Annotated in this window: 10 protein-coding genes; 4 read left to right on the forward strand and 6 right to left on the reverse strand. The window is 66.5% G+C overall.

The features are described 5' to 3' along the window. Positions 1-391 precede the first annotated feature (391 nt). From ACFP1K_RS27995 to ACFP1K_RS28010, 4 genes are all read left to right on the forward strand, one after another. On the forward strand, positions 392-1,834 hold the full coding sequence (locus ACFP1K_RS27995) for a VMAP-C domain-containing protein (RefSeq protein ID WP_380758730.1): 1,443 nt from the start codon (positions 392-394) through the stop codon (positions 1,832-1,834). A gap of 84 nt (positions 1,835-1,918) precedes the next feature. Continuing rightward, complete coding sequence (locus ACFP1K_RS28000; protein WP_380758732.1) at positions 1,919-3,019, forward strand: AAA family ATPase; 1,101 nt, start codon at positions 1,919-1,921, stop codon at positions 3,017-3,019. Then, entirely contained in the window at positions 3,016-7,242 is a 4,227-nt protein-coding gene (fxsT, locus tag ACFP1K_RS28005; protein WP_380758734.1) for an FxSxx-COOH system tetratricopeptide repeat protein, read from the forward strand. Before ACFP1K_RS28000 ends, fxsT begins: the two co-directional genes overlap by 4 nt. A 17-nt stretch (positions 7,243-7,259) precedes the next feature. Further along, positions 7,260-7,574, forward strand: coding sequence for a DUF397 domain-containing protein (locus ACFP1K_RS28010; RefSeq protein ID WP_380758736.1), 315 nt, complete (start codon positions 7,260-7,262; stop codon positions 7,572-7,574). Here the strand turns inward: ACFP1K_RS28010 and ACFP1K_RS28015 are convergent. The 6 genes from ACFP1K_RS28015 to ACFP1K_RS28040 form a co-directional block, all read right to left on the reverse strand. Continuing rightward, positions 7,565-8,659 carry a phosphorylase family protein gene (locus ACFP1K_RS28015; protein WP_380758738.1) on the reverse strand — a complete coding sequence of 365 codons (1,095 nt, stop codon included), beginning with the start codon at positions 8,657-8,659 and terminating at the stop codon, positions 7,565-7,567. The two genes, ACFP1K_RS28010 and ACFP1K_RS28015, sit on opposite strands and share 10 nt — an antisense overlap. Before the next feature lie 91 nt (positions 8,660-8,750). Beyond that, on the reverse strand, positions 8,751-10,469 hold the full coding sequence (locus ACFP1K_RS28020) for an alpha-amylase family protein (RefSeq protein WP_380758739.1): 1,719 nt from the start codon (positions 10,467-10,469) through the stop codon (positions 8,751-8,753). A gap of 138 nt (positions 10,470-10,607) precedes the next feature. Continuing rightward, the gene (locus ACFP1K_RS28025) at positions 10,608-10,811 is read right to left on the reverse strand and encodes a cold-shock protein (protein WP_347635276.1); all 204 of its coding nucleotides are present in this window, start codon (positions 10,809-10,811) and stop codon (positions 10,608-10,610) included. A gap of 307 nt (positions 10,812-11,118) precedes the next feature. Continuing rightward, a complete protein-coding gene (gene pcaDC, locus ACFP1K_RS28030) occupies positions 11,119-12,246 on the reverse strand; it encodes a bifunctional 3-oxoadipate enol-lactonase/4-carboxymuconolactone decarboxylase PcaDC (RefSeq protein ID WP_380758742.1) in 1,128 nt (375 codons plus the stop codon). 43 nt (positions 12,247-12,289) lie between these two features. Continuing rightward, positions 12,290-13,465: a 3-carboxy-cis,cis-muconate cycloisomerase gene (gene pcaB / locus ACFP1K_RS28035; protein ID WP_380758744.1), complete on the reverse strand. Its 1,176-nt coding sequence runs from the start codon at positions 13,463-13,465 to the stop codon at positions 12,290-12,292. 1,021 nt (positions 13,466-14,486) lie between these two features. Beyond that, complete coding sequence (locus tag ACFP1K_RS28040; RefSeq protein ID WP_380758746.1) at positions 14,487-15,377, reverse strand: phosphotransferase enzyme family protein; 891 nt, start codon at positions 15,375-15,377, stop codon at positions 14,487-14,489. Positions 15,378-15,380 lie beyond the last annotated feature (3 nt).

The raw sequence follows: 15,380 nt of genomic DNA on the forward strand, positions 1-15,380 counted from the left end.
CACCTCCTCCCCTGACCCACCCCCGACCTCGACCCCGACGCTCGTCACCCCTGGAAAACCCTTCGCTCAGGGTTTCCTCTCCGCCATCTCAGGGTCCACCGCCGCGGAACACGCCGAACACCCTGGGACCAGCGATGGCCGCCCGCGTGTTCCTCTCCCCGTGCCCGAACCCCAAGGGCCAGGCGGGCATCGATGAGGTTCGGATTGCGCAACCACCCTTCCGGCTAATGTCCGGAAGATGTAGAACATAGAGTTATAGCATGATAAATGCCAATAGTCCGCCTTCCCTGTGTCTGAAGTTACAGATACCGTTCTACTGGCAGGGGAGGGCGCACGAGCGCCTTGGGGGGCATGTCGGCAAGGGGTGCGGGTGCCACGGACAGTTGATCCCATGCTGGTCGCCAATGTACTGACCAGTATTCCTGAGATGCGAGCCGAAACACTGCTGGCTGTCATGACCGGAAAACTGTCCCGCCACATCTCCGTCGGCGAATCACCCCTACAGCAGGTGTTCTACTTCAATATCGTACGCAAGTGCCTGGAGGAGGACGATGTCAGGCGTGCGCTCATCAGCGCCGTCGAAGACCTGGCGTCCGGCAGCCCCAAGGTGAATCAGATCAGGCGGCTTCTCGGCCTGGCCGCCGACAACCTAGCCGAAGACGACGCCCAGTATATCGAGGGACTCCTGCGCGAATGCGAGACAGAGAAACTTGTCGCGCTTTATCACGCAGCCATGGGCAGAACCTCCTTCCTGTACCCTGCTGGGCTCACCACCGTTCTGGATGTTTTCCACTATCTGGTCGACATGAACGTGGACCGAGACGCCCTGGCACCCCATCTCCGCTTCGTCGCGCTGCTCACGAGTTTGATGGCCATGGAGGCACCCGTGTCATCCGAACTCCTCAGCGCTTTACGCCGATGGGCGCTTCGCAAACGCGACGCGCTGCGCGACGACGGCGCACACGTCGCGGCCACGGAGCTGGACGTCTTGCTGCACCAACCGCTTCCGTTCCAGGCCCGCGACGACTTTCCTATCTGCCTGATCATAGAGATCGAACCGTTACCCGCACCTCATGACGAGCGAAACATTTACCGCGTCACCCCCTGGAACCAGGCGGATCAGACCCGCTGGGCCCCCGTCCGCGGATATGACGCCTTTATTCCCTTCCCTGAGCTCGGCCCACATATTCTCGGCCTGGTCAGAGAAGCCGAGGAGAGCTGGGGGTACGGCGTCAGGGGACCCTTGGTCATCGAATTCCTGCTCGCACCCGAGCTGATCAACCTGCCGGTGGACCAATGGACCTGGCAGGCGCGGACCGCGTTGCAGCCACGTGCTCTCGGCATGGACTACGAGGTGGTCCTCCGCAGCGGCCCTCTACTCCGCCCACGGCACAAGCACGGCCGCTGGATGAACCGGTGGGAACGGCTCATGACCACGGAGGGGGAGGTCCATTTGATGCCGCTGCATGAGGAGACCGATCTTCAAGTGATCCACGGACAACTGATCGCCACCGATCGCGTTGTAACCAGCGTACTTTCCGGCCCTCCTGATCGTGAACCCGGATGTTCCCAACTCGAGGCCGTGATCGACGCCGGTGTACCGGCAGTCCTATGGTGCAGGGACGCCACCGTCAACGGCGAATTCCGTAGCATGTTGCATGACGCCCTGCTACCGACGAAACTGAAAAGCCTACCGACGAGCATCAAACTCCTACGTGCGTCCACCATGGCAGGCGAAACACAAAGCCAGGCCTGCCGCCACGTATCCCTGATCTGGGACGACCCTAACCACCGAATTCCCGATATCCGGCCACTGGGGCCCTCGACCATATGAAACGGTTGCACGCGTGCCACGCGAGGAGGATGCTGCAACACGGATTCTCGCGAGGCGGCCGTACGCTGAGAAGAGGATTTTGAGATGAGCGCCGACAGGCCCCCCGACGACGATCTCGCGAACGTGCCCACGGACTGGTTCATCTATCGCGGTGCCGGACGACCTGTCATGGACGTCTCCCTGCTCGAGACACTGCCGCCCCCACCGCCCTGGCGCGACTTCAAGGGCGAACCTGTGTTGCAGCCGCCTCCCGAAGATCTCGCCGACCTCGACCGCCGACTCGGCCCTGTGGCGCTCGTGCCGCCACACCTCCCCGCCTCCGGGCAAGAGGTCGTCGCTGTCAATGTGGCGCTCTGCCTGCGCAGACCCCTCCTCGTGACCGGCCCGCCAGGAGTCGGCAAATCGACCCTCGCCTACCAGGTCAGTCGCGAGCTACGCCTGGGCCCCGTTCTACGCTGGCCGATCAACAGCCGCACCACCTTGAGGTCAGGCCTGTACGAATACGACGCGATCGCCCGCGTACAGGACGCCCGTTGGCGCGCCGAGTCTCCGTCCGCCGGACCGGAAGATCCTGATGACAACCGCGAGCGGGACATCGGCGACTACATGCAACTGGGTCCTCTCGGCACCGCCCTGCTCCCTTATGAGCTCCCGCGGGTCCTCTTGATCGATGAATTCGACAAAAGCGACCCAGATCTGGCCAATGACTTGCTCGACGTGTTCGAGGAAGGCTCCTACCAGATTCCCGAACTCTGTCGTATCCGCTCCAGAGTCGACACCGTTGTCGTTGGTACCGCCGACGGCGAACGCACCGCCACCATCCAAAAAGGCGTGGTCACCTGCCGGGCCTTCCCCTTCATCGTCATCACCAGTAACGGTGAACGAGACCTTCCCCCGGCATTCTTACGCCGATGCGTGCAACTGACGATGCCAGAGCCCTCAGCCGATCGCCTGGCCGCTCTCCTCGCCGCCCGGTTCTCCCAATCAAGCGAGCCCTATATGGAGCAACTCATCCGGGATTTCCTGGAGTATCGCAGCCGCCAGCCGGTCGCCGCCGATCAACTGCTGAACGCTTTGTATCTCGCCATCCAGGGACAGGTGAACCCAAGCGATATGGACGACGCGAGCTGGAGACAGGTACTCGACGTTGTACTGCATCGACTCGATTCGGCCGGCACCGGATGACCGAAGCGACGAGCCGACCAGGACGTACTTCTCCAGCCCGGCAAGAGTGGAGACAGATCGGTGAGCTCATCTGGCTCGCCGCACATATTCATTCCTGCTCCACCATGGCGCGGCCCGACCCGGAACGGATCTCCGCCGACGATCCACAGGCAGGAGGGGACCTCCATCAAAACTCGGACCGACCTCCTGGCTCGCAGACGTCGGCTAGCGGCGACCTTCCCCGCGAAGCGAACGAAACCACGAACTCCACCATCAACGTGGTCACCCTGGCCGGCCCGGGCGCCACAACCTGGACGCCGATCACGGCGGCGCAAGGGAAACAATCCCGATCCATCACCAGGGCGGCCAGGACTCTCCTCCGTACCGTGCCGACGACCCACGAGCCCTTACGCATGGACGAAGTGGCCACAGCGGAACGAGCCGCCAGGGATGGGCTGTGGCTACCGGTGCTCGCCCAAGCCGAGGAGCCACTCGTCGACGTCGACATCGTCGTGGACGAGGGCCCGTTTCCGGAGTTCCAACAGGAACAGGCATGGCGCATCGCAGCCGCCATCGCGGCCTCATACGCATTCCGCAGATGCAGGGTCAACCTGCTCGAGACCGCCCACCATCAAGCCGCCGGCCTACTACTGCGCCCGCCAGGCCCGCTCAGCAAACAGATTCCCGCTGGACGTCTGACCCACCCCAGGAACACCTCACGCCGCCTGATCATCGTGCTGACCAACGGAATGGCACACGCCTGGCACAGCCGTGCGGCTCATCGCCTGCTGGCGAGGTGGGGAACCGGTAGCGCTGTCGCGATCATCCACTCGTTGCCCGCACGCTTGTGGCAGCGCACCGGGGTCGACGCCTCGCGGACCGTGGTCCGAACCCCGCTGCGAGTCTCACCCAATGCCAAATACGAGCCAAGCCGCATCGGTGAAGTACTCGTTCCTGTACTCGAAGCGGACAGCACCCAGATCAAGGCCTGGGCGGAGTTGGTTGCCGGAGTGCGTACGCGGTGGGATGGCGCGGCGATCACCTGCTCACTCGACCAGGCCACCCCCTCGAGCGGGGAGGTCGATCATAGTCTCTCGGTGGAGCAACGCGTCCGGCGCTTCCATGCGGAAACCACTCCGGCTGCATTCACCCTTGCCACACTTCTCGCCGCCGCTCCGCTGAGTCCGGCGATAGTGAACCTGATACAGCGAACCCTGCTACCTCGGACCACCGACGCCGAACTCGCCGAAGTACTGGGCAGCGACCTCGTACACCGCACACACGAGGGCGGCAGAACGCTGCTGATCGCCGGTGATGTGCGCTACGACTTCATCCCCGGCGTGCGACAGGCGCTCCTCAGCGCGGGAAGGCGCTCGGACACCGCCCAGGTCGTGGTCACCGTTGCGGATCTCCTGGGGCAGGAGGTCGACGCGCTGCGCAGGTTGCGTGACGTCGTCATCGCGCCTGCCGACGCAGCGCTGCCCGACTTACCCGAGGATCTTTACCCTCTGCTGGATCCCGCCGTATCCGCCCTTGAAGCCATGGCAGGGCCCTATATGAAGCCCGCCCGGCAATTGCGGAACGCGATCCTCACCACGAACGAATCACTCGCCGGCATGGACAGAACCGGGACTGGCTGGGCCCGGATCATTCGTCTCGCACGCTCAACGCCTGAGAGCAACGTGTACCGGCACGTCGCCAGGAATCCTCCGCCCGCCGACACCTTTGGAGGTAGCGTCGATATGAGTGCGGTGCCTATCCCACCCAGGCGTGATGCATTCGAGCCGGTCCCGGTCTGGAATGTTCCCCAGAAAAATCTGAATTTCACCGGTAGAAGCGATTTACTGACCTTACTCCATCAACGGCTGTCCACAGGAACGACGGCGGTGCTTCCGGAGGCACTTCACGGGCTCGGCGGGGTGGGGAAGTCCCAGATCGCCATTGAATACTGTTACCGCCACCAGGATGACTACGACCTGATCTGGTGGATTCCCTCGGAACGATTGACCATGGTGCGCCAGGCCTTCGTCGACCTCGCCGTACATCTCAAACTCAACATGACCGAACCGAATATGGCCGTTCCGGCGGTCAAAGAGGCCTTGCGACTCGGGAGACCGTACGCCAACTGGCTGCTGGTATTCGACAACGCGGAAGACGTCGACGAAATCAGGCAGTTCTTTCCCACGAACGGTCCCGGGAAAATTATGATCACCTCACGCTCTCGCGAGTGGTTCAGCCACGCCGCGCCACTGGAGGTGGACGTCTTCAAGCGTGAGGAAAGCCGTCAATTACTGCGGATCCGCGGGCCGGAATTGAGCGATCACGACGCCGACGAACTGTCCGAGCGGCTCGGTGATCTCCCGCTCGCGATCGAGCAGGCCGCCGTGTGGCTGTCCGAGACCGGCATGCCGATCTCGGAGTATCTCCAGCTGTTCGACGAGAAGCGGCAGGAGTTGCTCAGCGTCGAGGGCGCGGAGATTCCCGTGGCCGCCGCCTGGAACGTCTCGTTCGACCGGCTCCGCGAGAGTCACCCCGCCGCGCTGCAACTCCTGCAGGTCTGCGCCTTCTTCGCGCCCGAGCCGATCCCACGGTCGCTGCTCACCAGAACACGCGACCTCGAAGGCCCACCTGAGTTGCTAGATGCCCTCGCCGACCCCATCGAGCTCTCGCGAACCATCCGGGCGATCAACCAATACGCCCTCGCCAAGCTGAACCACCGCGACAACACCATCTCGCTGCATCGGCTGGTGCAACGCGTGGTGACGAGCCAGCTCAGCAAGGAGGAAGCGGAGACGCTCCGGCACTGCGGCCACATGCTGCTCACCAACGCCAACCCCAAGGAGCCGGGCAACCTGACGCGGTGGCCCGACTACCAGGCGCTCTTTCCCCACGTGCTCGCCTCCGGCCTGGTGAACTGCCACGATGCGTGGGCCGGGCGCCTCGTCCTCGACCTCATCGACTATCTCTTCACGTGGGGCGACACCGACGGCTTCAAGGCACTCGCGCAACAAGCGGTGGAGACCTGGACCGCCGCCCTGGGGGCCGACCACGACGCGACACTCGCCGCCGAACTGCGACTCGGCCGAGCGCTGCGCATCTTCGCCGACTTCCCCGAGGCCTACCGGCACCACCTCCACGTCAGAGACAGCCTGCAGGCCCGGCTCGGGCCTGACCATGAGCGCACACTCGAAGCCGTGGGCTACCTAGGAGCGGACCTGCGGTATCTCGGGAAGTTCGCCGAAGCGGTGGAGATCGACCAGCAGGCCTTCGAGACCCTGCGCCGGCGTTTCGGCAGCGATGACCCTTTGACCCTGCAACAAGCCCACCTGTTGGGAATCGACTGGCGGCTCAACGGTGAGCCTGCGCGGGCGCGGGAACTGGATCTGGACACCCTTCGCCGCAAGGCGGATATGTACGGGCCTGATCATCTCAGCACGAGCAGCACCCGCGCCGCCCTGATCATCGACGAAATGGAGTGCGGGCGTTACCTGGAGGCTTATCGTCTTCAAAAACAACACGTCGAGGTCATGCGCCGTACTTATCAGAACTCTCACCCCGGAACCATGGACGCCATTGCTCTGATGTCGGTGATGGCGTGTAAAGCGGGGCATCACCAGGAGGCTCTTAATCTTTCGAGGGAAGCCCTAGCATTGTTCAGCGCCCGCTACGGCGAGCAGTATCAAGCAACAGTGGGCGTTTCACTCATTCACGCTGTCAACCTGCGTAACATCGGGGACTTCGAGTCGTCGGTGGAACTGGGCGCCGCCGCCAGGGAAGCCTACGAACAAATTTTCGGCCCACAGCACCCTAATACTCCGGCGGCAAGCGTCAACCTTGCAGTGAGTCTGAGACTCATAGACCGCGTCCAGGCAGCGCGGGACATCGACAGCGAAGCTCTACGAATGCTCACAGAGTCGCTGAGCCCGGACCACCCTCATACTTTGGTCTGTGCGGTGAACCTGGCCAGTGACCTGTTCACGCTGGGGGATTTGGTGCCCGCGCATGAGCAAGACCGGCGAACACTGGAGCAACTACGGCGTGTGCTCGGCGACAGCCACCCCACGACACTTGCCTGCGCACAGAATCTGTGCCTGGATATGAAGGTGCTTGAACAGGAGGATGACGCCCTCTTCCAAGACACGATAGCCAAATTAGTAGAAACCTTGGGTGCCAACCATCCTGCCGTACAGGCGGCGAAACAAGGAAAACGAGCCAATTGCGATATCCATCCTATCCCGCTGTAGACGGATTTCCGCGCCGCATGGACGTCTCCCTCGGACCGCCTAACGAATCAATACCAAAATACATCGGTGCCCGCCTGGTGGCTGGTTCAATAACCGACCGGAGCCTAAACGTGATCAATAGCGAGATTCTGCGCCATGCTGCCTGGCGAAAGAGCAAGCGTAGCGACTCGCAGGGGGGTTGTGTGAGCGTGGCCGATCTGGGCTCTTGCCGTGCAATCAGAGACAGCAAGAATCCCGGTCTCCATGTGATGGTGTCGCCGGCGTCGTGGTCGACCTTCATCGCCTGGGTGCTCGTCAGCGGTGACGTGAGCGCGAAGTCATATCACGACTGATCCGGCAGGGGGATTCCGAGGGCAGTGGCCAGGTCGTTGACGGCGCGGGAGGTCGCACCCTCCAGTTCCCACAGTGTGGTGAGGAGATCGGTGAAGCCGGTCGGGGAGTCGGCGCAGATTATCGCCAAGTAGTGGAGGGCTATGCGGGTGCGGGGGTCGCGGCGGGTTCTGATGGAGATAGGGGGGCCCAGGAGTTGCAGGACCAGGTCGCGGTCGTTGGGGGTTTGCAGGGATGGGATCCGTTCCATCAGGTGGACCAGGTCCATGGGGGGTGGGGGGGCGGATCGGGTGGGAGGGAAGGAGTCGAGGAGGGTGCGGAGGTAGGCGGCGGCTGCTAGGGAGGCGTAGGGGTGCCATTGGTCGGATTTGGTGGCGTCGCCGTGGTCGCTGATGCCGCGGATCACCAGGCATTCGCGGCCGCCTAGGGCGGCGCTCAGGGAGGCGCCGGCGCCTTCCATCTCTATGGCTAGGAGGTGGCTGGCGGCGGTTATCTCGTCGCGGCGGGTGGCGCTGCGGAGGAGTTCGTCGCCGCTGCCGATGCGGCCGTAGTGGACGCGGGTTTCGGCGGGGTGGCCGGTGGGGCGGTGGAAGGTCTCTGAGGGTGGGGTTTCCAGGTAGGACCGCCAGGGGTGCTCGCCCAGGAGTTGGGCGGTGCGGATTTCGCCTACGGCTCGCAGCAGCCAAGGAGAGGCGGGGAGGGGGTCGCCGCGGAGGGTGGTGCCTTGGTCGGTGACCCTTTTGTGGCTGTAGTGGATGATGCCTTCGGTAGCGACGACGATGTCCCCGAGGCGTACGTCTCGTTCCGGGTCGCCGGGGCTCGGCACGCCGAGGGCGATGCCGCACATGACGATGGCGCGGATGCTGGGGAAGCTGCGGACCATGTGCGCGCACGCGTCGGCCGCGGGGGCGTTGCCCGTCCGCACGAGGGTCGTGGTGACGACCGTGCCGCAGGGCAGGGCCGCGGCCGCGTAGTGGTTGGGGTCACGCGCGGCCGGGGCCAGCCTCGAACTCCCCAGGACGTGGGACACCGCGGTGTTCTCCACGGTGAGAGCGGTGAGCACACCGATTTCCGGCGGAGCTGACATGCTCTTCAGGAGTCCCTTCGGGCAACGCTCTCCATCTCATGTGAGGATCGATGGTACCGGCACATGCCGATCCCCGTTAGCGATGTGGTCGTCATCGTCCGGTGTCGGGGGATTCGGAGTCTTCGATGGCGGCGGAGGCGGCGGGGGCCTCGTCGGGGGGGCTGGCGCGGAGCCAGCGGGAGTCGTAGGGGGCCAGGTCGAAGGTGGTCTGGCCGTTCTTGGGGACTTTTACGGTGCCTTCGATCAGGAGGTCGGTGAGGATCTCGTCGGGGGCCAAGCCCTTGATGGGGACCTTGCAGGTGAGTTCTTGGTCGGAGAAGTTGTGGAGGACCACTACGGTTTCGCCGTCGATGTCGGCGCGGTGGGCCAGGACCTCGGGGGTGTCGGTTTTCAGGATCTCGTAGTCGCCCCAGGCCAGTTCGGGGCATTCGCGGTAGCGCTCCACCAGGGTGGTGATCCACATCAGGAGGGAGTCGGGGTCGCGGCGCTGGGCGCTCACGTTGACCTTTTCCGGGCCGAAGGGGCCTTCCACGAGCTTGATGGGGAGGGTGTCGGCGGAGGAGAAGCCGGCGTTGCGGTTGGGGGTCCACTGCATGGGGGTGCGGACGGCCTGGCGGCCTTCGGCGGTGAGGTCCTCGCCCATGCCGATCTCTTCGCCGTAGAAGAGGACGGGGGTGCCGGGGAGGGAGAACAGGAGGCTGTAGACCATCTTGATGCGGCGCATGTCGCCGTCCATCATGGGCGGGAGGCGGCGGCGCAGGCCGCGGCCGAACAGCTGCATGTCCTTTTTGGGGCCGAAGGCCTTGAAGACCTCCTGGCGTTCCTTCTCGGAGAGCTTGTCCAGGGTCAGTTCATCGTGGTTGCGGACGAACGTCGCCCAGTGGCAGTCCTTGGGAGGCGCCGGGCGTTCGCGCAGTGCGTCGGCCAGGGGGGTGGCGTCGCCGCGGGCGAGCGACAGGTACATCCGCTGCATGCCGATGAAGTCGAAGCACATGGTGACCTCGTCGCCGAGGTCGTCGCCGAAGTACTTCAGCAGGTCGGGGTATTCGAGGTTGACCTCGCCGAGCAGCATGGCGCCGCCGTTCCTGCGCTTCATGAACGCCCGCGTCTCGCGCAGGAAGGAGTGCACGTCCGGCAGCTTGCCGTCCGGCTTCTGCTCCTCGCTCTTCACCTCCTCGACCAGGAACGGCACCGCGTCGACGCGGAAGCCCGACAGGCCGAGTTCCATCCAGAACCCGAGGACGCGGGCGATCTCGTCACGCACCTCGGGGTTTGCCGTGTTGAGGTCCGGCTGGAACCGGTAGAAGCGGTGGAAGTAGTACTGCCCGGTGCTCTCGTCGAGCTGCCAGAGGCTGTCCTCGGCGTCGGGGAAGACCACGCCCTTGGGGTCGTCGGGCTCGGGTTTGTCCGACCAGATGTACCAGTCGCGGTACCTGGAGTCCCGGCTGGAACGTGCGTCCTTGAACCACGGGTGCTCGTCGGAGGTGTGGTTGACCACGAGGTCGGCGATGACCCGGATGCCGCGGTCGTTGGCGACGCGCATGAACTCCACGAAGTCGCCGAGCGTGCCGAGCCTGGGGTCGACGCTGTAGAAGTCGCTGATGTCGTACCCGTCGTCCCGGTCCGGCGTCGGGAAGAACGGCATCAGCCAGATGCAGGTGACGCCGAGCCGGTCGAGATGGTCGACGTGCTGGGCGAGGCCGCGGAAGTCGCCGATGCCGTCACCGTTGCCGTCGGCGTACGTTTCCACGTCAAGGCAGTAGACGACGGCGTTCTTCCACCACACGTCCGAAGTGGTACTGAGTCTCATTCGCCCGCGACTACCCCGGAGCGGCGCCGCCTATCCAGAAGGGCGGCGCGAACCCGGGCCGGGCGACCGTGGGGTGACCGGCCCGGGAAAGCGTGCTGGCCCGCGCCGGTGGCGGCACGGGCCGGATCTGAACGAGCCTCAGAGGAGGGTGACCTCTTCGGCCTGGGGCCCCTTGGCCCCCTGTACGGTCACGTAGGCGACGCGCTGGTTCTCGTCCAGGCTGCGGTAGCCACGACCGCTGATCGCGGAGTAGTGCACGAACACGTCGGCACCACCGTCATCAGGGGCGATGAATCCAAAGCCCTTCTCGGCGTTGAACCACTTGACGGTGCCTTCAGACAACTGCTTCTCCCTGGTATGGGGTAATTCACCGGGTCGCCAAGTCGGCGACCCGGGGCTGCGCGGCGGGCCGGACCGGACTCCCCGTGGTGACCACGGAGCGGGCGATGCGACCACACGTCAGGAAACTTCCCGCGAGCGCTTGGTAAAGCCGAACGAGAAAACCACGACCGCAACACGACGAGGGTATCCGCTCGTACCCCCGATCACAAACGGGTTACACGTGTCGTGACCATTGGACTTGTCCATTCTGGGGGCGGCTGGACGGGTGCCGGAAAGCGCCTTTCCGCCACCCTCCGTCCGCGCCGTGTCACCCCTCGGCATCCTCCCCGGCCTCCGCCTCGCGCAGCACCCGGGACGCGACACCGAAGGCCGCGTTGGCGGCCGGGACGCCGCAGTAGATCGCCGTCTGGAGCAGCACCTCGCCGATCTCGTCGGGGGTGAGACCGTTGCGCAGCGCGGCCCGCAGGTGCAGGGCGAGCTCGTCCAGGTGGCCGCGGGACACCAGCGCGGTGAGGGTGATGACGCTGCGGGTGCGGCGGTCGAGGCCGGGGCGGGTCCAGATCTCGCCCCAGGCGTAGCGGGTGATGAACTCCTGGAAGTCGGCGGTCAGGCCGGAGGTGAGGGCGCGGTCGACGTACGCCTCGCCGAGCACCTCGCGGCGGACCTTCATGCCGTGGCCGTGGCCGAGGAAGCGGGTCATCAGCTCCGTCACCGTGGACGCCCGCTCGACGTTGGCCAGGTGCGCCGCGTCCTGCACCACCGCCAGCCGGGCGCGGGGGATGCGCTCGGCCAGCAGTTCGGCCTGGGCCACCGGCGTGGCCGGGTCGCGGTCCCCCGCGATGACCAGCGTGCGGGCGGTGACCTTCGGAAGGTGGTCGCGCAGGTCGAACTCGGCGATGGCGTCGCAGGCCAGGGCGTACGACTCGGTGTCGGTGCCGAGCAGGGACGCCTGGACCGGCTCGGCGACCTCCGGCTCTATGCCCGGGGTGAACCAGCGGGCCGTCACGATGCCCGCGAGCCAGTTGGTGCCCTCGGCCCGCACCCGGGCGGCCCGTTCGCGCCAGCTCGCCGGCTCGCCGAACCGTGCCGCGGTGCAGCACAGGACCAGTTCCGACACCTGGTCGGGATGGCGGACGGCGATGGACAGCGCGACCGCGCCGCCCAGGGAGACGCCGCCGACCGCGAACCTGCCCGGCCCGGCCAGGGCGAGCACCTCGTCGGCGAGGTCGTCGATGCCGAAGGAGCGCTTGGTGGCGGGCGAGGCGCCGTGGCCGGGCAGGTCGTAGCGCAGGACCCGCCAGGTGCGGGTCAGCTCGGAGATCTGGGGGTCCCACAGGTGGGTCGTCGTGCCGAGGGAGGGGCCGAGCACCAGCAGGGGTGCGTCGTCAGGCCCGTCGATCCGGTGGCGCAGCTCCACGCCGCCTCCTTCGATCATGTTCTTCGGGGTAACGGCCGGTCACACCGCCCCGGCCGGGGGATCAGGGAGGACTCGCCCGGTACTCTTCCAGCGCGCGGGCCACCAGGTCCTCGGACGCGCCGAGCCCGCCGGTGAGGTGGCCGGTGATCCGCAGGTTGGCGTCCATGCGCTCGGGGGCGATCTCCAGTCCCTCGCACAGCTCGGCGGCCGTCCGCGCGGCGCCTCCGGTGAGGCGGAGGCATTCGCGCAGCGGGAGCCATTCGGCGTGCCAGGTACCGGTGGGGCGTTCGTGGGCGGCGGTCAGGGACGCCTGGAGGATCTGGGCCAGGGCGGGGACCTGCTGCGCCGCGGAGGTGATCAGGACCGACAGGACGGGGTTGCGCTTGTGCGGCATGGCCGAGGAGCCGCCCCGTCCCGGGGCCGGTGGCTCGGCCAGCTCGCCGATCTCGTCCTGGGCCATCAGCACGACGTCTCCCGCGATCTTCCCCAGGGCGCCCGTCGTCGTGGCGAGGGCCGCGCCGAGGGTGGCCACCGGGGTGCGGCGGGTGTGCCAAGGGGTCACGGGCGAGGCCAGGCCGAGTTCGCCCGCGTAGGCGTCGATGAGCGTCGCCGGCCCGAGTCCCGCCATCGTCCCCGCCGCCCCGCCCAGCTGGGCGGGGAGGATCGTGTGCCGCAACGCGTCCCGCGCGTCGCGGACCAGCAGGAGCCACCCCGCGGCCTTGAGCCCGAACGTGATGGGAACCGCGTGCTTGCCCAGCGTGCGTCCCGGCATCGGAGTGGACCTGTGCGCGTCGGCCACCCCCGCGAGGGCGTCCAGGACGCGCGTCAGGTCGGCCAGGATGATCTCCTTCGCGCGGGCGGCCATCAGCATCAGCGCGGTATCCACGATGTCCTGACTCGTCGCCCCACGATGCAGATGCACCGCCTCATCCCCACCCACCGCCCGCAACGCGTCCAGCAACGGCACCACAGGATTCCCAGCATCCCGCGCCCCCCTCGCCAACGCCCAGACGTCGACACTCACCCCCCCGCAAAGCCGGGTGACCGCCTCCCCCGCCCCCTCCGGCACGACCCCCAGCCGCTCCTGCACCCGCGCCAACGCCGCCTCCGCGTCCAGCATCCCCCTGACAAACGCCACCTCCGAAACGACCGCCTCCACAGCCGTCCCCACCCGCACCGGCGAGAACAGCCCGGCATCCGTCCCGGCATCGCCGATGCGGCTTGTTTCGGTGGTCACTTAGAACATCCTCGCGTCGCACTCACCAGGCACCGCCCCGGTAACGGGGCCATACATTCTGCCCGATCATCGATACTCCCCCACAGCCCAGCCGTCCACCACACGACACCGAATTCGCCACACCACGTCCCCCGCAACGGGGAGGCGGCACACGGGTTCGCGGGGTGCCCCCCTTTAGCGGGGTGTCCCCCAGGTTCGCGGGACGGCACACGGCTTCCCGGAATGTCACCCAGGATCACGGAACGGCACTCGGTTCGCCGGGCGGCAGACGGGGACGCGGAGCGGCACCCAGGGACGCGGAGCCGGTTCGCGGGAGCCTTACGGGTTCGCGAGGTGGCACACGGCTTCGTGGGGTGACACCGCCAGGTGGTGGTCGTCGGCCGCCGCGGCGGCCACGCTCGCGGGGTGACGTACACATGCGGTGATGGATGGCCCAGGAATCGGGGGGGCCATGGTCGACACGGTGGGAATCGACAACGGGTGGGGCTGTCCACCTCAGCCCGAGAAGGGTCTGACCTGGTTAATCCCATGACATCTCCTGGTCTGCCGACCCCTGGCGGGTTTCCCAGCGCACTGTGGCGCTGAATTCGCCGTACCACGTCCCGTGTCGCGGCAGCGGAGCGCAGAGCCTCAAAGGATGACGATAAGCGAGGGGGCGGGGCATGGAGCGAAGTGCATCGCTGCGGAGCGTGGTGAGCCCGGCAGGGCCGGGGGCGCGGGGGTGTCCCCCGCATGAGCACAGCCCTTGCGCCCTTCGCGCGGAGCGCGGCCTCCGCGAGGACCATCTCATCGGCGCCGCACACACGCCGGGTTTCCGCCGTACGGCGGCGCCGGGTTCGCCGTACCACGTCCCGCCGCCTCGGCGCCGATCGAAGACACAGCCGACAGCGGTGGACAGCTGGACGCCGACAGAAGTACGCCACAGCTTGATTGTCGGCTTCGCCGTACCACGTCCCGCCGTACCGGCGCCGAGATGAGGGCATACAGGCGGATTGGGGCGGGGGGCCGCGAGTGGGTGGGGTTAGGCGGGTTCGGCTAGGTACCAGCGGGCTAGGCCGTCGCCTCGGGTTAGGGAGTCCAGGCGGCGGGGGAGTTCTTTGCGGGAGAAAGGGTCTCGGGCGGCGTTGCGGATGTGGATGCCTACGGCGTACATGTCGCGGATTTCCATCAAGGTGGGGTAGCCGCCCCATTCGCGGAGGTCGGAGCCGTAGGCGCCGGCGAAGTCGTCGACCTCGGCCTCGGTGAGGCCGAAGCGGCGCTGGCCGTGGTAGGTGTGGACGAGGTCCCATTCGCGGGGGCCCACGGCGACGCCGTCCCAGTCGCACAGGACGGCGTGGCCGTCCTGGCAGCGCAGCAGGTTGTCGATCCAGGCGTCGCCGTGCAGCAGGACGTGGGGGCCGGAGGAGTTCAGGGAGCGCCAGCGGGTGGTGAGCTCGGCGATGCGGTCACGGAGCCAGGCGCGCTGGCCGGGGGTGAGCACCTCCTTGCGGTGCTCGACCGACTCGCGGACCTCGGCCAGGGGATCGGCCAGGCGCTTGAGGGCGAACGGCGGCACCGGAAGCATGTGCAGTTCGCGCAGGATGTCGCCGAGCTGCGAGGTGGTGGGCCGCCCGCTGGCGGGGACGTAGTGCCAGAACGTCACGACCCGCCCGTCGTACACCAGAGGCTGCTCGCACAGCTCGTCGGCGGGCCGCACGGCGGGGAAGCCCTGGTCGGCGAGCCACCGCGCCACGGCGAGCACGACGGGCAGCCGGGTCAGCGCGTCGGGAGCGGTGGCGATGCGCACGACGATCTCGTCACGGAGCTTGAACACCGCGTTGCTCCGCACCCGGAGGAGCTGGGCGTCCGTCGCGTCGAGACCGACGTTCTCACACACTTCCCGCAGGATGGTGGCGGCCTCATCCGCCAGCATGCT

It is taken from the genome of Sphaerisporangium aureirubrum, from assembly GCF_042658925.1.
In the GTDB taxonomy this organism is placed as follows: domain Bacteria; phylum Actinomycetota; class Actinomycetes; order Streptosporangiales; family Streptosporangiaceae; genus Sphaerisporangium; species Sphaerisporangium aureirubrum.